Source organism: Pyxidicoccus sp. M6 (assembly GCF_055568925.1).
Genome location: NZ_CM145714.1, coordinates 902536 through 920096, shown reverse-complemented (window position 1 = coordinate 920096; position 17561 = coordinate 902536). Strand labels below are relative to the sequence as shown.

At 68.8% G+C, this 17561-nt stretch carries 15 protein-coding genes and 1 riboswitch; of the genes, 4 read left to right on the top strand and 11 right to left on the bottom strand.

What is annotated here, in order from left to right; all coding sequences use genetic code 11:
* Positions 1 to 6 precede the first annotated feature (6 nt).
* The 6 genes from ACVTJA_RS03960 to ACVTJA_RS03935 all read right to left on the bottom strand — a co-directional run bounded on the left by ACVTJA_RS03960 (position 7) and on the right by ACVTJA_RS03935 (position 5079).
* The gene (locus ACVTJA_RS03960; protein WP_465833895.1) at positions 7 to 1218 is read right to left on the bottom strand and encodes a CbiX/SirB N-terminal domain-containing protein; all 1212 of its coding nucleotides are present in this window, start codon (positions 1216 to 1218) and stop codon (positions 7 to 9) included.
* Positions 1215 to 1976, bottom strand: coding sequence for an energy-coupling factor ABC transporter ATP-binding protein (locus ACVTJA_RS03955; protein ID WP_465833893.1), 762 nt, complete (start codon positions 1974 to 1976; stop codon positions 1215 to 1217). The genes ACVTJA_RS03960 and ACVTJA_RS03955 overlap by 4 nt, the downstream gene beginning before the upstream one ends.
* Positions 1977 to 2041: 65 nt before the next feature.
* Positions 2042 to 2641 (bottom strand): energy-coupling factor transporter transmembrane component T family protein, encoded by a 600-nt coding sequence (locus tag ACVTJA_RS03950; RefSeq protein ID WP_465833891.1) that lies wholly within the window; start codon positions 2639 to 2641, stop codon positions 2042 to 2044.
* Entirely contained in the window at positions 2631 to 2813 is a 183-nt protein-coding gene (locus ACVTJA_RS03945) for a hypothetical protein (protein ID WP_465833889.1), read from the bottom strand. The genes ACVTJA_RS03950 and ACVTJA_RS03945 overlap by 11 nt, the downstream gene beginning before the upstream one ends.
* 26 nt (positions 2814 to 2839) lie before the next feature.
* Entirely contained in the window at positions 2840 to 3646 is an 807-nt protein-coding gene (locus ACVTJA_RS03940; RefSeq protein WP_465833888.1) for an energy-coupling factor ABC transporter permease, read from the bottom strand.
* A 29-nt stretch (positions 3647 to 3675) separates the two neighbouring features.
* A riboswitch (cobalamin riboswitch) is annotated at positions 3676 to 3898 on the bottom strand.
* Positions 3899 to 4002: 104 nt separating this feature from the next.
* On the bottom strand, positions 4003 to 5079 hold the full coding sequence (locus ACVTJA_RS03935) for a cupin domain-containing protein (RefSeq protein WP_465833886.1): 1077 nt from the start codon (positions 5077 to 5079) through the stop codon (positions 4003 to 4005).
* Between the two features lie 282 nt (positions 5080 to 5361).
* Here ACVTJA_RS03935 and ACVTJA_RS03930 point away from each other — a divergent pair, with 282 nt between their 5' ends.
* Complete coding sequence (locus tag ACVTJA_RS03930; RefSeq protein WP_465833884.1) at positions 5362 to 5910, top strand: nuclear transport factor 2 family protein; 549 nt, start codon at positions 5362 to 5364, stop codon at positions 5908 to 5910.
* 751 nt (positions 5911 to 6661) lie between these two features.
* Positions 6662 to 7018 (top strand): response regulator transcription factor, encoded by a 357-nt coding sequence (locus tag ACVTJA_RS03925; protein WP_465833883.1) that lies wholly within the window; start codon positions 6662 to 6664, stop codon positions 7016 to 7018.
* Positions 7019 to 7091: 73 nt separating this feature from the next.
* Here ACVTJA_RS03925 and ACVTJA_RS03920 read toward each other — a convergent pair whose 3' ends face one another.
* Genes ACVTJA_RS03920 through ACVTJA_RS03900 form a run of 5 tightly spaced genes read right to left on the bottom strand, consistent with a single transcriptional unit; the run spans position 7092 to position 15622 of the window.
* Entirely contained in the window at positions 7092 to 7715 is a 624-nt protein-coding gene (locus tag ACVTJA_RS03920; protein ID WP_465833881.1) for a hypothetical protein, read from the bottom strand.
* A 33-nt stretch (positions 7716 to 7748) separates the two neighbouring features.
* A complete protein-coding gene (locus ACVTJA_RS03915; RefSeq protein WP_465833880.1) occupies positions 7749 to 13169 on the bottom strand; it encodes a type I polyketide synthase in 5421 nt (1806 codons plus the stop codon).
* Positions 13170 to 13224: 55 nt separating this feature from the next.
* Positions 13225 to 13587, bottom strand: a complete 363-nt coding sequence (locus ACVTJA_RS03910; RefSeq protein ID WP_465833879.1) for an acyl carrier protein — start codon at positions 13585 to 13587, stop codon at positions 13225 to 13227.
* A complete protein-coding gene (locus ACVTJA_RS03905) occupies positions 13581 to 14333 on the bottom strand; it encodes an SDR family NAD(P)-dependent oxidoreductase (RefSeq protein ID WP_465833877.1) in 753 nt (250 codons plus the stop codon). The genes ACVTJA_RS03910 and ACVTJA_RS03905 overlap by 7 nt, the downstream gene beginning before the upstream one ends.
* A 23-nt stretch (positions 14334 to 14356) precedes the next feature.
* The gene (locus ACVTJA_RS03900) at positions 14357 to 15622 is read right to left on the bottom strand and encodes an ANL family adenylate-forming protein (protein ID WP_465833876.1); all 1266 of its coding nucleotides are present in this window, start codon (positions 15620 to 15622) and stop codon (positions 14357 to 14359) included.
* A gap of 498 nt (positions 15623 to 16120) precedes the next feature.
* Here ACVTJA_RS03900 and ACVTJA_RS03895 point away from each other — a divergent pair, with 498 nt between their 5' ends.
* Positions 16121 to 16867 (top strand): AfsA-related hotdog domain-containing protein, encoded by a 747-nt coding sequence (locus tag ACVTJA_RS03895; protein WP_465833874.1) that lies wholly within the window; start codon positions 16121 to 16123, stop codon positions 16865 to 16867.
* A gap of 17 nt (positions 16868 to 16884) precedes the next feature.
* Positions 16885 to 17559, top strand: coding sequence for an HAD family hydrolase (locus ACVTJA_RS03890; protein WP_465833873.1), 675 nt, complete (start codon positions 16885 to 16887; stop codon positions 17557 to 17559).
* The last annotated feature ends 2 nt before the right edge of the window (positions 17560 to 17561 follow it).

The following is a 17561-nucleotide window of genomic DNA, read 5'->3' as shown; positions in this document are numbered from 1 at the left end:
CCTCGTTCAGCTCATGATGTTGTCGACGAGCCGGCCCACCAGCCGGTCACCCACCAGGTGCTCGTCCACCAGCTCCTGCGCGTCCGCTTCCTTCACGCCGCGGTACCAGACACCGTCCGGGTACACGGCGACGGTGGGGCCCTCGCCGCAGCGGCCCATGCAGCTCGTCTTCGTCACGCGCACGGTGCGCGACTTGTCGAAGAGCTTGAGGCGCCGGCGCACGGCGTCGATGAGCCCGAGGCTCCCCCGGTCCGCGCAGTCCGCGTTGCCGCAGATGAGCACGTGCTTCTCCAACGCCCGGTGCGCGTGTGGATGAGGCGCCGCCTGGGTGTGCGTCTCGCGGTGACGGATGCTCCACAGGAGCGCGCGCATTCCGCCCACCTCGCGCTGCAGGCCCGCGAGCGGCACGCGGTACTGGCAGGTGTCGCAAGGCAGGGGTGCGTCACCGGCGAGCGCGTCCTCCATCCTCCGCTCCACGTGCGCGAGGAGCGCGTCCACGGGCCCATCCCAGAGATGCGGAGCGAGGGAGGCGCGCACCCAGGGGTAGCGCTCGCCGAAACGGGCCACCTGGTCGCGCACCTTCTGGAGCAGCACGCCGGTGAAGAGCAGGTAGGGCACCACCACCACACGCTCGGCGCGAGCGCGGGCGAGCAGGTCGAGGGCATCATCCAGCTTGGGCGTGGTGACACCGATGAACGCCGGCAGCACCTGGGCGAGGCCGCGTCCCTCCGCGAACAGGCGCGCGAGCTTCACGAAGTCGCCGTTGGCATCCGGGTCGGACGAGCCGCGCCCGAGCATCACCACGCAGGTCTTCGCCGCGACGTCCGGTGTGAGCGGTCCCCCGACGGCCGCTTCGAATCGCGACCAGGCCAGTTGCGCGAGCGACGGGTGGACGCCGAAGGCCTGTACCGCGGTGAAGCGCACGTGGGGGTGACGCTGGCGGACGAGCGAGAGCGCGAGAGGAATGTCGTTCTTCACGTGGCGCGCGGTGAAGAGGAACAGCGGCACCACCAGCACCTCGTCCACCTCGGCGGCGAGCGTGTCGAGCGCCTCGATGAGCGGGGGCGGCGTGAGCTCCACGAAGGCGAGCTCCACGCGCCAGTCGGGACGGTGCGCGCGGAAGGCCTCGGCGAAGGCACGAACCTCCGCGAGCGCGAGCGGGTCCCGGCTGCCATGGCCGACGAGGAGCACGCCCCGGCGGGAGGAAGGAGTCGTCACGGGCGGACCTCCAGGAGCGGGCGCAGGCGCTCGGCGGCGGCGTCCAGCGTGAGGGGCGCGGGGAGGAGGGGGCTTCCGAGCCGGGTCCACAGCTCCAGCGCGGCGGGAGGCCGCAGTCGCGCACGGGCGAGCAGGTCCGCATCCGCGAAGGCCTGCTCGGGTGAACCGAAGGCGAGCAACGTGCCCTCACCGAGCACGGCGACGCGGTCGGCGAAGAGGGGCACCTCGTCCACGGCGTGGGTGGCCACGAGCACGGCGGCCCCTGTCTCACGGGCCACGCGGCGAAGGAGCCCGGCCGCCTCGCGCTCGCCGACAGGGTCGAGTCCAGCGGTGGGCTCATCGAGGAGCAGCACCCGGGGACGCAGGGCGAGCACCCCGGCCAGGCAGGCGCGCTTCTTCTCACCGAAGCTGAGCTGCTCCACCTCGCGCGAGCCGAGCCCCGTGAGCCCGACGGCTTCGAGTGCGGAGCCCACGCGCGCCGCCACCTCCGCCGCTCCCAGGCCCCGGGCTCGAGGCCCCGCCGCCACGTCCTCTTCGAGCGTCGCGCCGAAGAGCTGGTCGTCGGGATTCTGGAAGGCGAGCGCCACACCCGCCGCCGCTCGCGCCGCAGCGCCCCGCCCAAGGGGTGCACCGTCGAGCAGCGTCCGCCCACTCCGTTCAGGAAGAAGACCCATCAGCGTGCGCAGCAGCGTCGTCTTGCCGCAACCGTTGGCGCCGAGAAGCGCGACGACTTCTCCGGCCCGAGCCTCCAAGGACACGCCAGTGAGGACTGCACGAGTGCCCACGGGCCCCGCACCGATGGCCTCCACACCCAGGCGCACCGTCACAGCCGGCCCCCGACTCCACGCGCCGCACGTGCCTCGGCGGTGGCACACGCCTGGTCGAAAGCCCGCACCAGCGTGAGCCCCGCCAGCGCACCCATCGACTCGAGCGAACGCCGCGTACCGCTGTAGCCCCCACGCACCAACTGCGCCTCACGCGCCGTGCGTGCCGCGCCCTCGAAGACGCGGGCGTACCGCGCCGAGAGCGCCAGCAGCTCCGTGAACACGTCCGGCACTCCGAGTCTCCGGAGCGCATGCGCGAAGTCCCACGGAGGCGTCAGGTGCGAGAAGAGTCCGAACACGGCGACGCCCGCCGCCATGCGCGCGCCCAGTAGCCACCCCGCCGCCACTCCGAGCCGAGTACCAAGGACTGCATGCAGCGCGGCCGCGAGCGCTCCCGCCAGCAGCGCCGCACCGAACCCACGCGCCACACGAGAGACACTCCGCCCCCACGCAAGCCCGAGCGCTCCCGTGCCGGCCGCAACCGCGAGCGGCGCCCACGGCAGTGGACCGCCCAGCCCCGCGACGAGGAGCATGAGCGCAATGCCCAGCTTCACCCGCGCATCGAGCCCACGCACCCACGCGGGAGGCTCACGCACCACGGCGGCCTCCCTCCACGAAGAGGGCGCGGTAGCTGTACCCCAGCACCCAGCCACCGATGAGCCCCGCCACGAGGAAGGCGAAGAGCAGCACATCCCCCTCGGGCTGCGGAAAGAGCGGCGCGGGCGTGCGGCCCGCGGCTTCCGCGTACGGGCGCACCACGTGCTCGTCCACTCCAGGCCATCCCTGCGGCGCGGCCGTCACGGCGACACCGGAGGCTGCGCGGCGGCACCGAATGCCAGCAGCGCCGGACGCCGCCGCGAGATGAACACCAGCGCTCCCGCCGTCAGCGTGGCCTCCAGCAACCCCAGCGGCAACTGCGTCGGCACGAAGGCCAGCGCCACCGCCGTGAAGGCCCGTCCCAGCCCCTCCTCCCCGTGCAGCGCCGAAGCCAACTCGAACGCCGTCGTCGCATACGTCGCCCAGTCCGCCACCAGCCCCGCGACGAACCCCGCCCCCCACAGCGGCACATCGAGCTTCCTCAGCGCGCGGAACGCGAGCCACCCGGCGAACCCACCGGCAATCCCCATGCTCCACACGTCCGCGCCCAGCGTCGTCAGCCCGCCGTGCGCGAGGAACAGTGCCTGGAGCAACAGTGCCACCAGCGTGACGAGCACCGTGAGCACCGGCCCCACCAGCACCGCCGCCAGCCCCGTACCCACCGGGTGGCTGCACGTGCCCGCCGTGGGCACCGGCACCGGCATGCACGAGATGACGAACACCGCCGCCGCGAGCATCGCGAGGAACGGCCCGAAGACGGGGTCCTCCGCCGAGCGCCGCCGCAGCGCGCGCACCCCGAGCGCCACGAGGGGCAGCATCGTGACAGTCCAACCGGCGGCCCATGGCAGGGGCAGTACGCCCTCCGCCAGGTGCATCGCATGCGCACGCGCGGGCAACAGCAGCAACGCGGCGAGCACGAGCGGTGCTCCGCACACGCGAGACAGGAGACGGTCGTCGACGGGAGCGGGACGGTTCGCACCGTTCCAGCGCCCATGCACCCAGCGCATGGCAACCTCCTCTCAGTCCACGGAGAGGGTCAGTCGTTTTGCCTGGGGTAGGTCTCCTGGCTCATGGGTTGCGGAGGGCTCCTCGGACTTCGAGGAGGACTCCCCGCGCCGCTTCCGCCTTCCCGGGCACCTGCTGCACCCAGTGGCACTTCGTGGAAGCGGCCTCACCCACTCACAGTGGCGGGACCGCGCCGGATTCACACCGGCTTCCCTGTTATGCCCGTCGTGGGCACCCCAGGCGGCGATTCAGTTGTGGCCGCGCAGATAACGGAGCCGCGAGGCACTTGTCAACGAACACGCCTCCCGTTGACCAGGTTGCACCAGCCACGGCACTGCATTGACAGACATTCTCCGCCTCAGCGCGGCAGGCGGCTGTCCCGTCCGGAGACCACGCGCAGCACCCTCGGCGGCGCCGCTGCGGCCGGAGGGAGCGAGGCCACCGACTCCTGCTCGGAGAGCTCCTCGGACTCGTTCGCCGCCTCGTCCTCGTGCTCCACGTCCGCCACACGCTCCGGATGGCTCGCCGAGCGGTAGCGGCCCGGCGCGACGCGCAGGTAGCGCTGGAACGCCTTGCCGAAGCCCGTCGGCGAGTCGTACCCCACGCGCGCCGCGACGACATCCACGGACTCCGTCGTCGTCTTCAGAATCTTCGCGGCGAGGCTCATCCGCCACCGCGTCAGGTACTTCAGCGGCGGCTCGCCCACGAGCTCCACGAAGCGCCGCGCGAAGGCCGCCCGGGACAGCGCCACCCTCGCCGCCAGGCTCTCCACCGTCCACGGCAGCTCCGGATTCTCGTGGATGAGCGACAGCGCGCGCCCAATCTGCGGGTCCCTCAGCGCGCCGAACCAGCCTCCGGCGCCCACCGGCTGGCTCGCCATCCACGCCCGCACGATGTAGACGAACAGGCTGTCCACCAGCCGCGGGATGACGATTTCCGAGCCCGGCAGCTTGCGCCCCGACTCGTGGGCCAGCAGCCGCACCAGCGCCTGGAACTGGCCGCCCTCCTCCGTGTAGTCCACGTTGAGGCGGATCAGCTTGGGCAACAGCGCCAGCAGCGGGTGCTGCCCGTCCTGCTCGAACTCGTAGGCCGCGCACAGGAGCACCGTGGTGTCCGCGGAGGCGTTCGGCGGCAGCGCGGCGAGGCGCAGCTTCGCCTTCTCCAGCGCCTCTTCCCACGGCTCCGCCCGCGTGCCCGGGTCGTCCGTCATGAAGTGGCGGACGCCGCTGCCCACGAGCGCCACGTCGCCGGGCACGAGCCGCATCGGCTCCTTCTCCCCTTCGAGCCGGAGCCAGCACACGCCCCGCTGCACGAGGTGCACGGCCGTCTTCGTGTTCGCCTTGATGTCGAGCCCCCATGGCGACAGGAGCTCCGACTGACAGAGCATCGTGTTACCCAGTTGGGTCACGCCCAGCACGTTCGCGAGTACGTCCATGGTCCCCACCTTAATAGGCCGGGGCGTACAATAGCGCATCCCACCGTGCATCCACCGGGCTGAGACTTTTGGACTGAAAAGCGAGCGTTTCGGTCATTGTTCGTCGCATCCGCGGCCCCTACTATGCACTCCGTCAACCCGTTCACACACACCCTGCGCTCTCGCGGGAGCGTGTGCGAATGAGTGTGTGATCTCGCGCCTCGGCGCGAACCGACCCGGCAATCGCTTGCCTCGGGGCCCCCCGGCCCGGGCAGGCGTGTGCCCCAGCTTCAGGAGTCCACAATGAAGGTCCAGCTGACCCTTACCGCCATCGTCTTCGCCCTCTCCATTCACACCACGGCCGCGGCCGAGGGCAAGAACCCGCCCGCCGCTGCCACCACCAAGAAGGACAAGGAAATGACCACCGCTGCTGCCGCCAACACCGCCACCAAGAGCGCCGCCGACGTCGTGAAGGGCTTCTTCGAGGCCTTCGGCAAGGGTGACGGCGAGGGCGTCGTCAACTCGTTCCACAAGGACGCCGTCATCACCGCCGTCCGCAAGGGCGAGCGCAAGGGCACCCAGCTGCACGGCTCCTACAGCGGCCAGCAGGGCGCGAAGGACTTCGTGACCAACCTCGGGAAGAACTTCGACACCAAGGCGTTCTCCGTGGACTCCGTCATCGGTGAGGGCAACGTCGCCTTCGCGAGCGGCGCCTTCGTCCACAACATCCGCACCACCGGCAAGCCCTATGCCAGCGACTGGGCCCTCAAGGTCGTCGTCAAGGACGGCAAGATCCTCGAGTACCACTTCTTCGAGGACTCCGCGGGCTTCGTCGAGGCCAGCAAGAACTGATACACGGTTCTCGCGCCGCGTCCCGCGCTCCTGCGCGGGACGTGGCGTTTCGTCGTTTTCAGCGCCTGTAACATTTGTAGCTACAGTTGCAAAAATACACATCGCGCGCGACAGGGCTTTGGGGAGAGCCCTCCGCAGGGGCGCCTGTGTATTGTCTTGGGAATGCAGTCCTGCTGTGAAAGGCGATGCTTCACATCGCCAGGGCAACCGAGGGGGAGTTCCGTCCGTGGGCACGCTACTGAAGAGCGAAGGCACCCGTGCGAGCCAGGCTCGCGCGCCGAGCGCCACGCATCCAACACGTCACCGCCCGTCTCACCCGGACGTCGAGCTCCTCGCGCGCCGCGAAACTTTCATCCCGCAATCATCACCCCGGTACGTCCGTCACTTCACGGCACGTGCCGCCGCCTCCGTGCGTCGTGAGGCGCGGTATGGTGATTTTGTAGTCAATTCACTAAATTCAAGTGAAAATAGACAACCGTCAGATACGTGATATAATGCATTACGTCACAACTCACCATGATGAGAAGAATAGGAGGGCTCATGGCGCGTGTCGTTTCTCAATCCTTGGTCGTCAATGACATGGTTCCTCAATGGCTCACGGTATCGGAAGTGGGCCTGGTGGGTTCAGAGTTCTGTAGGCAGTCGGGGGCAAATCGCGTCTCAAGCGGGATAGGACGGGTGACACGGTGAGTACGGAGGGGGGAATTCGGGGGCGCTTGCCAATACACGAGTCGAGTGAACGGAGTCCGCTGTGATTGCGCAAGAGACATCATCGATAGATCAGGACATCTCCAGGGTCGCCGAGCGGGCCACTGCCGCACCACTCCTCGCGGGTCCTCGAGACAGGCTGTACGACATTGCGCTGGCCTACGCGCGACGCAAGCGGCTCAGCTCCCGCGAGTGCGAGGTCTTCACCCGCTTCGTGTCACAAGGGAAGACCAGCAAGGAAATCGCGGCGGAGCTCGGCATCGCGTATCCGACGGTGAAGCTCTACTGGACGCGCATCTACCGGAAGCTCGAGTGTGATGACGCGGTGGGCGCCCTGGTGGCCTTCATGCGGGAGGTGACGATGCTCCTTCCCGCCGTGACACCAGCGTCACCGAGCTGAACGCACGAAGCCGCCCCTGAGACACCCCAGGGGCGGCAGTGAAATGGAAGGAAGATGGAGAGCCGCGCGTCTTTCAGACGCGCGTCCAGTTGGACGTGGCCACCGCGCCGAGCACGTAGCGGCTCGCGGCGTGGCCCGTCAGCTCCTGCCATGCGGGCGTCTTCTGCGCCTCCAGGAACTTCTCCGCGGGGCCCGAGTAGCCGGCGAGGAACAGGAAGCCGGGCTCGGTGCTCATCACGGAGTGGTACGCAGTGAAGGCCTCCACCGGCTCGAGCGAGCGCACGTGCGGGAAGAAGGTGTCACGGCGCCACGCGTGGTACTCGTCCAGCGCGCGCGGCGCAATCTCCCCACGGCTGAGCTGCAGGCGCTCCGCGCCCGGCACGGGTGACTCGGACGGCTTCACCACGTCGCGCAGCGCGTGGAGCTGCCGGCGGAAGTCCATGGCCAGCCGGGGCCGCACCAGGCCCTCCGTCTCGCGCCACGAGGCGTCGTTCAGCAGCTCGCCCAGGCCGGACAGCTCCTGGAAGCCGATGAACTCCAGCAGCCTGTCTCCCGCCTCGTGCTTGTAGAGGCTGCGCGGGAAGCGCGCATCCGTGGGGCGCGGCTGACGCAGCAGGTCCGAGACACCCGGCACCTGCTGCGCCTCCAGCTTCATGTAGTTCAACAACAGGAAACGCGCGGGTTCCCTTTGGCTCATCGGTTCAGACTCCTCCTGTGAATCGTCCGTGGCTCACGCGGCCTTGCTGGCCTCAGGGCGCAGCGCGGGGAACAGGTCGTCCACGAGGCTCTGGACGCTGGCCCCCTGCAGCAGCTTGGCGAGCGGCACCGCCACGCCCAGCGCGGGCTCCAGGCGGTTGACCAGGTTCACCGAGACGAGCGAGTCCAGGCCGAAGCTCACCAGCGGCGCGTCGATGGCGACGAGCTCGTCCGCGGCCAGCACGTCCGTCACCTGCTTGCGCACCACCTCGATGATGACGCCGCGGCGCTCGCTCTCCGGCGCCACCTGGATGCGCTGCAGGAGGATGCGCGGGTCCTCGCCCGCCCGCTGCGCGCGGCGCTTGCGCTGGCCGCCCTTGCCCAGGTTCGAGTAGAGCGTCGGCGCGCCGCCCTTGAACTGCTGCGTCCACGCCGTCCAGTCGATGAGCGTCACGCCGGCGTGCTCCAGGCCGTGGCGCAGCACGTAGTCCACCGCCTCCAGCGCATGCACGGGCTGGACCGCCTGCACGCCGTTGGCGAGGTCACCGCGCACGGCCGTCCTGCCGGACAGCTCCCAGGGGCCCCACTGGATGACGGTGCCGGGCAGCCCCTTCGCCCTGCGGGCCTGCACCAGCGCCTCCAGGAAGGCGCTGCCGGCGGCCTCGTTGGCGCGCCCGTCCGAGCCGAGCCAGCTCAGCACGGAGCCCATGAGCACGAAGTGGTCGAGCTTCAGCTCCTGCGTGTGCTGGTGCAGCAGCCAGGCGCCCTTCGCGATGGGGGCCATGCCGCCGGAGAACTTCTTCCAGACAATCATGTCCAGCAGGTCGTCCTGCCGCGCGGCCGCGGAGTGGAAGACGCCCTTGAGCGCGGGCAGGGCCTTCAGCTCCTCGGTGAAGAGGCGCTTCACATCGGCCTCGCGGGTGACGTCCACCTGCGACACGTGGACCTTCGCGCCACGCTTCACCAGCGCCTCGACAGCGCGGTTGCGCGGCTCGTCCAGCGGACGCGTGTCCGCGAGGAGCAGGTTGCGCGCGCCGCCGTGGGCCACCATCCACTCCGCGAGCTGGAGCCCCGTGGCGCCGAGCCCGCCGGTGATGAGGTACGTCGCGTCGTTGCGGAAGAGCGAGCCGTCCTGCGCGGGCTTCGGCTTGTTCACCCGGGTGAGCCGGGGCGCGAGGCGCTTGCCGCCACGCAGCGCGACCTGGTCCTCACCGTCCGAGTGCCAGAACTCCGACAGGAGCGCGGTGGCATCCGCCGCGGGGCTGGTGGCCTCGCGATGCTCCAGGTCCACCATGCCGCCCCACAGGTCCGCGTGGCGCAGGGCCATGGCGGAGCCCAGGGCCCACAGCGGCGACTGTGCCACCTCCGCGCCCTGGCCCGGCGTGGCGGCCTGCGCGTTGCGCGTGACGAACCACAGGCGCGGCGAGGCGCCCGTCACCGAGTTGACGACGGACACGGCCTGAATCAGCAGCAGCGCGCTGCCCACGGTGCCGCCTTCGGTGGCGGCGAGCTGCTCCAGCGTGAGCGACTCCGTGGACGGCGCGTCCAGGCCCCACAGGTGGACGACGTGGCGGTACGAGACACCGGGCACGCCGAAGTAGTCGCGCACCATCCGGTGGAACAGGCCCGGCTCGTCCGCGGCGATGGGCTTGCGGCGGTCTCCCACCACCAGCGTCAGGTCCGGGTAGACGACGTGGACCTTCTCGCCGAGCTCGCGGAGCTGCTCCGCGAGGGCGCTGCCCACGCCGCCCCGGTCCGCGAGGATGAGCCAGCGGTTGGCCAGCGCGTCCTTCTCGCGGGCCACCGGCGCCAGCGCGGGACGCTCCTCCCACGTGCGCTGGTAGAGCGAGTCGAGCAGCGGGTCCGTCACCGTGGCCGTGGGCTGCATGGCCTCGCGGGTGAGGCGGCGGACCTGGAGGCCCTGCATCACCGCGAGCGGACGGCCGTCCTCCGCGTAGAGGTGGATGTCCACCGTCATCACGTCCGGCGTCGCGCCGGGGCGGCGCACCGCGTGGACCCAGGCCTCGCGCACGCCCGACTCCAGCGTGTGGTAGCGCTCCATGCTGATGGGCAGGAAGCACCGCGTGAGGTCATCCGGCGGGACGGTGAAGTCGCCGTTGGCTTCCGCCAGCGCGGCGTAGATGTGGAGGCACGCGTCGAGGAACGCGGGCTGGACGGTGTAGGGCTGGGCCGGCACGTGCTCCGGCAGGCGGACGTGGCTCAGCGCCTCGCCATCGCCCTGCCACAGCTCCTGGATGCCGCGGAACGCAGGGCCATACTCCAGGCCCATGGCGCGGATGGCCGGGTAGTAGCGGTCGACGGGCACGGCCCTCAGGCAGCGCTCGCGCAGGGCCGCCAGCGACGCCGGCTCCGGCGGGCTCGCGTCACGGCGCGGCTTCAGCTCGCCGTCGATGTGGTGAATCCACGGAGCACCCGGCCGCTCGTCGGTGCTGTAGACCTTGAAGGTGGCGCGGCCATCGCCCTCGGGCGAGACGACCAGGTGCACCACGCGGTGGCCCTCCTCGGGGAGCACCATGGCCTCGCGGTAGAGGAAGGTCTCCATCACCACGTCGTCCACGCCGAAGTGCTGGCGGGCGGCCGTCGTCACCAGCTCCAGCGCCGCCGTGGTGGGCAGCACCGGCAGGCCGAAGATGCGGTGGTCATCCAGGTAGGTCAGCACGTCCAGGCTGTAGTGCGCCTCGTACTGGGCCTCCTTCAGCGTGGAGCGCAGCCGCTCGCCGAGCAGCGGGTGGCCGCCCTTGTTGCGCTGGGCGGGGCCGGTGCTGCGCGACTCGGTCACCCAGTAGCGCTTGCGCTGGAACGGGTACGTGGGCAGCGCCAGGCGCTTGCGCGCGTACGGCTTGTCGAAGCCGGCCCAGTCCACCGCGTGTCCGCCCACGTAGAGGGCGCGCAGGCTCTCCGAGAGCACGTCCCAGTCGCCCTTCTGGCGGCTGATGGACGACAGCCACGTGGCCGTCGCGTCGGGGACGCACTGCCGGCCCAGGCCCAGGAGGCTGGAACCGGGGCCCACCTCCAGGAACAGCTCGATGCCGGCCTCGCGCAGCGTCTGCATGCCCTTCGCGAAGCACACCGCCTCGCGCGCGTGCTCGCGCCAGTAGCGCGGGGTGGGCGCCTCCTCCATGAAGGTGCCCGTGAGGTTGGACACCACCTTGATGTTCGGCTTGCGGAAGCGGATGGACGCGGCCACCGCCTCGAGCTGGTCGAGGATGGGGTCCATCAGCGCCGAGTGGAAGGCGTGCGAGACGACCAGCTCCTTGAAGCCGATGTTGTGCGTGCTCAGCGTGAGGAGCAGCGAGGCGAGCGACTCCTTCTCACCGGAGACCACCGTGCTCTGGGGCGCGTTGCTCGCGGCGATGGACAGCTTGCCGCCGTAGGGCGCGATGAGCTCCAGCACCCGCGCCTCGGTGGCGAACACCGCCGCCATGCCGCCGTTGCGAGGCAGCCCCTGCATCAGCCGGCCGCGGTGCGAGATGAGCCGCAGCGCGTCCTTCAGGTCCATGACGCCCGCCACGCAGGCCGCCGTCACCTCGCCCACGCTGTGGCCCATCACCACGTCGGGGTTGATACCCCAGGAGCGCCACAGGGTCGCCAGTGCGTACTCGACGGCGAACAGCGCAATCTGCGTGTAGCCCGTCTCATTGACGAGCTGCGCGTCCGCGCCCTCCGCGAACAGCACGCTCAAGAGCGACCGGTCCATGTGCGCCCGGGACTGCGTGTCGCACTCGTCGAGGGCGGCGCGGAAGACGGGCTGCGTGCGGTACAGCTCGGAAGCCATGCCCGCGTACTGCGAGCCCTGGCCGGTGAAGAGGAACGCCACCAGGCGCTGCTTGCCGTTGCCCAGGGCCACGCCCGGCGCGAGCACCTCCTGGCCCACGCTCTCCAGGCGCGTCACCAGCTCCTGGGTGGAGCGTGCGGAGATGGCGAGGCGGTTCGGGAAGGACGCGCGGCTGGTGCTCGCGGTGAAGCAGACGTCCGCGAGGTCCACGTCCGGGTGGGCGTTCAGGAAGCGTGAGAAGCGTCCGGCGCTCTGCGTGAGGGCGGCCTCGCTGCGCGCGGACAGGGCCAGCGTGTGCAGCGGCCGGTCCTCCGGAGTCGGGGCACGCTTCTTCGACGGCAGCTCCGGCGCCTCCTCCAGCACCACGAAGGCGTTCGTCCCGCCCAGGCCCAGGCCGTTGAGGCCCGCGCGGCGAGGGTGCTCGGGGTTGGCCGCCCAGTCGGTGAGCTGCGTCTGGATGTAGAAGGGGCTCGTCGGCAGCGCCAGCTTCGGGTTCGGCTTCTCGAAGTTGATGGAGGGGGGAATCTTGCGGTGATTGAGCGCCAGCGCCGTCTTGATGAGCGCGGCCATGCCGGCCGTCTGCTCCAGGTGGCCGATGTTCGTCTTCACCGAGCCGATGCCGCAGAAGCCCTTGCGCGAGGTGCCGGTGCGGAACGCGCGCGTCAGCGCCTGCACCTCCAACGGGTCACCCACCGTGGTGCCGGTGGCGTGGCACTCCACGTAGCCGATGGTGTCGGGCGACACGTCCGCCACCGTCATGGCCTCGAGCATCGCCGCGGCCTGGCCGGGGACGCTCGACGCGCCGTAGCTGACCTTCTGCCCGCCGTCGTTGTTGATGGCGCTGCCCTTGATGACCGCGTAGATGTGGTCACCGGCCTCCACGGCCGCGCGCAGGGGCTTGAGCAGCACCGCCGCCACGCCGCTGCCGAAGATGGTGCCCTGCGCCTTCTCGTCGAAGGCGCGGCAGTGCCCGTCCGGAGAGAGGATGTCCTCGCTCTGGTAGATGTAGCCGTTCTTGTGCGGGAAACGGATGGTGGACGCGCCCGCCAGCGCCATGTCGCACTCACCATCCAGCACGCTCCTGCACGCGAGGTGCAGCGCCACGAGCGACGTGGAGCACGCCGTCTGGATGTTGATGCTGGGGCCCTTCAGGTCCAGCTTGTACGAGACGCGCGTGGCGACGAAGTCCTTGTCGTTGCCGATGTGCTGCAGGCTGCCCGTGGGCCCGAGCAGCTCCGGCGCGCGCCCCTGGTACGCGGCGAGGTAGCTGGTGACGACACCGCCCGAGCCGGCGAACACGCCCACCGGCGCACGGATGGTCTCCGGGTGATACCCCGCGTTCTCGAAGGCCTCCCACGCCACCTCCAGGAAGAGGCGCTGCTGGGGGTCCATGAAGTTCGCTTCCCGCCCGGTGACGCTGAAGAACGTGGCGTCGAACTGGTCCACGTCCTCCAGGTACGGCGTGGCGGGCACGAAGCCCGGCGCGTCCAGGATGTGCGCGGGAATCCCCGCCTCGGCCAGCTCCTCGCGGCTGAAGAAGGTGATGGACTCGCGCCCCTCACACAGGTTCTTCCAGAACGCGTCCAAATCCCTGGCACCAGGGAAGCGGCACGCCATGCCGACGATTGCGACGCCTTGAAGTTTGTCAGAGGTGCTCATGACCGAAGCCTTCGGTGCGCGGGCGGGAACGCGCTGGGGTGTGGGGTGTGGTGGTTCAGGAACGGTTGTTGCGGCGCGCCTCGGCGCGGCGCTTGCTCTCGAGCAGCGCGTCGGCCTGGCCGCCGTCGCTCGAGTCACCAGAGAAGAACTTCTCGTAGGCGCCGATGAGGTCGGACACGGTGCGGACGCTGGTGATGGGCACCAGCTCCTGGAACGGGTCCGCCTTCAGGCGCATCTCCAGCGTGGCCACGAGCTGCGCCAGGTCCAGGGAGGACAGGCCCAGCTCCGAACCGAGCCGGTTCTCGTTGCCAATCTCGGGCACCTTGCCCTCGGCAACGCCCTTCTCCTCCAGAATCTGGCGGATGTGCTCCTGGATGAGCTTCTGCAGCTCCTGCTTGTTGGGACCCTGGTTCAGCATGTGATGCCCCCGTCGACGACGATGGTTTGACCGGTGATGAAGGAAGCCTGCGGCGACAGCAGGAACAGCACGACGTTGGCCATGTCGTCGGCCGTGCCCAGGCGGGCCAGGGGCGTGCGGCGGATGATGCGCTGCTTCGCCTCCGGCGTGAGGTCCGCCACCATCTCGCTCTCGAAGTAGCCCGGGGCCACCGAGTTGACGCGGATGTGCTTGGGCCCCAGCTCGCGCGCCAGGCTGCGCGTCAGGCCGTCCAGCGCGGCCTTCGTCGCGCTGTACACGGCGACGCCCGAGTGGCCGCGAATCGCGTTCACCGAGGAGATGTTGATGATGGAGCCCGACTGGTGCTGCAGCATCTGCTTCGAGCACGCCTGGATGAGGAAGATGCTCGCCTTCAGGTTCAGGTCGATGCCCTGCTCAATCTGGGACGTGCGCATCGTGGGCAGGATTCCATCGATGCCCACGCCCGCGTTGTTGACGAGCGCGTCCACGCGGCCGTACCGCGAGGAGACCTCGTTGACGAACGCCTTGAGCGCGGCGGGGTCCGTGGCGTCCACGGACTGCCACAGGAAGCGCTTGTGCTCGGGGTCCTGCTGCGTGAGCGTCTTGATGAACGGGCTCTCCGAGCGGCTGAACGTCGCCACCGTGTAGCCCCGCTCCAGACAGCCCGTGACGAGCGCCTGGCCCAGGCCGCGGCTGCCGCCGCTGACGATGACGACCTTCGAACGACTCTCTGTGTTTGTAGACACGATTTGCTTTCTCCCGGTGTGTGTCAGCCGGCGCGAGCCTTCTTGAAACGGTCACCGTGGAGCTGGCCTTCGACAATCTCGACCGCCACGGGAATCTTGTAGGGCGCCAGCCGCTCGCGGCAGAACGTGCGCACCCGCTTGGTGAGCGCCATCAGGTCCTCGGCATCCTTCAGCCGGATGCGGGCCGTCACCACGTGGCCGGTAATCGGGCTCGGCTTGCCGACGACAGTCGCGTCAGCGACGTTGGGGCACTGGAGCAGGACGCTCTCCACCTCGGCGGGGTACACCTTCTCGCCGCCGACGTTGATGATCTCCGACTTGCGGCCGAGGATGCGCATGTACTCGCCATCCACCTCCACCGCGTCGCCGGTGATGAACCAGCCCTCGTCGTTGAACGGAGAGGGCGCGTTCAGGTAGCCCAGCATCGCGGACTCGGCGCGAATCCAGAGGATGTCGTCGACGACCTTGAGCTCGTAGCCCTCACCGCCCACCTTCACCCAGAGCGACGAGTTGTCCTTCGACTTCGTCTGGAGGATGCCCAGCTCGGACAGGCCATACGTCTGCTTGAGCTTGATGTGGGGGAAGACCTCGGCGAGGTGCTTCAGCGTGGCGGCCGGCATCGGCTCGGTGCCGTAGGTAATCATCTCCAGCGACGACAGGTCGTACTGCTTGTACGCCTCGGACATCAGCAGGAGGTTGAGGAAGGTGGGCGTGGTGGGCAGCAGCTGCACCTTGTGCTTCTGGACGGCGGTGCAGATGGCCTGCGGCGTGCGCTCGCGCAGCGGGACGACGGTGCCGCCCGACGTCAGCGCGTGCAGCAGCGTGTTGATGCCGCCGATGTGGTCCAGCAGCAGGAAGCTCAGCGTGCGCTGCCCGTTGCGCACCTTCTTGAACTTCCGGAGCATCCGCTCGAAGTCGAGCAGCGACGCCTTGCTCTTCCCCGTGGAGCCCGAGCTGAACAGGATGAGGCCCGGCGCGCCCTGGCTCTTGAGCTGCTTGATGAACGGGTGCTCGGTCGGGTGGGTGAGCTTCTCCACGCCGAGGAGCTTCGTGCCCTCGAACTCGAAGAGCGCGTCGCACTCGGCGATCTCGAGGAACTCCTTCAGCGTCTTGACCGTCGGAGCGAGCGGCACCGCGATATTGTGATTGAGGATGAGCGCGACCAGCAGGGCGCACGTCTCGGGGTTGTAGTCCCCGCGCAGCGCCACCGACTTGCCCGCGTCCAGGCCGTGCTTCTTCAGCTCGGTGAGCCAGCCTTTCACCCGCTCCACCAGCGAGGCGTAGGACACTTCGCTGTCTTCCCAGATCAGCGCAGGCTGTGTGCCGTGAGACTCCAGGCGCTCCAATACCCACTGAACATCAGCCATTTTGACTCACCCCTTTTTGAAACGTCCCCAAGCGGAAACCTTCGCGAGATGAAACACATCTCACCGGTGATTCCCGATTCGCGGCGATTCACTAGCAACCCTGTCATGACGCGTCATGAGCACCCTTTCATGTCATCCATTCGATGACGGCTGATCCGCATAAGGGATTCCCACTGTCATCCGCGGGATGACATCCCATGGAGGACATAAACGGGTGCGCGTGCGCCGGGACGCAGTGCGTAGCAAGAACTGCTCTCGGGGAATTGTCCGTCTCAAAAGAGGGGAAAGCGCATGCTCACACTCGATTCACACCGACCTCTGCGTCCGGAGCTGGGTGACGTCTCCATTGACGGCCCGGGCTCCGCCACGCATACGCGTTCATCCGAGACAACGGGTCGTGAGACACCTCAAATCCTTCACGTGGTGGGCGACAAGTTCGTCACCTTCGCCGGTGAGAACCCGGGCGTGATGACAGTCTCCAGCTTCGAAAAGCTGCTCGACAAGGAATTGGAGCGGCCGCACGCGCTCATCGTTGGCCAGGGCGTGTCGCTGGAGCGGCTGGCGGTGCTCGAGGAGCGCATCCAGAAGAGCCCCGCGAGGAGCCGCGTCACCATCCAGGAAGCGCGCATCCGCGACCGCTGCCCGGGCAAGTACACTCACAAGCATTTCGACCGCAACACCATCATCACCACGCCGTTCCGGGACGAGAAGGCGGACCTGTACCGCTCGTACCTGGTGCTGGACGACGACTGCGCGGAGATGGCCGACCACGTCACGGGCCACCACCTGCAGGGCGTGGTGTTCTTCGAGGCGTCGCGGCAGATGCTGCTGGCGGCCACGGAGCGCTTCTGGCTGGAGCAGATTGGCCGGCCGTACTACTTCGTGCTCAACGAGTACAACATCACGTATCACACCTTCGGCTTCCCGCTGCCGACGGACCTCACCATGAAGGTGCTCGCGGAGCGCGGTGACACGCGCCAGTCGGGCTCCGTGTTCCTCGACATCAAGGTGGAGTTCTTCCAGGTCGGGGTGCCCATCACCGAGTGTGTCATCAAGTACGCCGCCTTCGACAAGGCGCTCTTGAGCGCGCGTGAGGGATTGCTGTCCCGCATGGCGCTCGTGAAGCACACGCCCAGCCTTTCGCCTCTCAACGAAAACGACGCCTGAGCAGGAGCCCCGGCCCAATGAGCAACAAGTACATCGTGTTCTCGGATGTCGATGAAACGCTGATCCGCTTCAAGAGCATGATCACGTTCATGGACTACTTCCTCTACAAGACGCCCTACGCGAAGCGGCCGGAGGCGGAGGAGAAGCGGAAGGAGTTCCAGGCCATCAACGACGCGAACACGCCCACCGCGGACCGCGCGGCGCTGAACAAGCGCTTCTACGAGATGTTCGCGGGCATCAACCAGGCGGAGCTCCAGGAGGCGGCCCGGACCTGGCTGAAGGACGTGCTGGCGGCCGGCAACCTCTTCATCTCGTCCGCGTACACCGAGCAGGTCGAGCACAAGAAGAAGGGCGCGGAGCTGGTGCTGGTGTCCGGCTCCTTCGCGGACATCCTCGGCCCCGTCGTCAACATGGTGGGCGCGGACCGGCTCATCTGCTCGGAGCTGGAGGTGAAGGACGGCGTCTACACCGGCGTGCTCCTGCAGCAGGTGATTGGCGACGGCAAGTGGACCGCCATCCAGCGCTACATCGACGGGAAGGGCATCGAGCTGAAGTCCTGCTATGCGTACGGCGACCACGTGTCCGACCTCTGCTTCATGGAGAAGGTCGGCAACCCCGTGGTGGTCGGTGAAGCGCCGGCCATGCTGAAGGTGGCCCGGGAGCGCAACTGGCGCGTGCTGGCGGGGCACTGAGG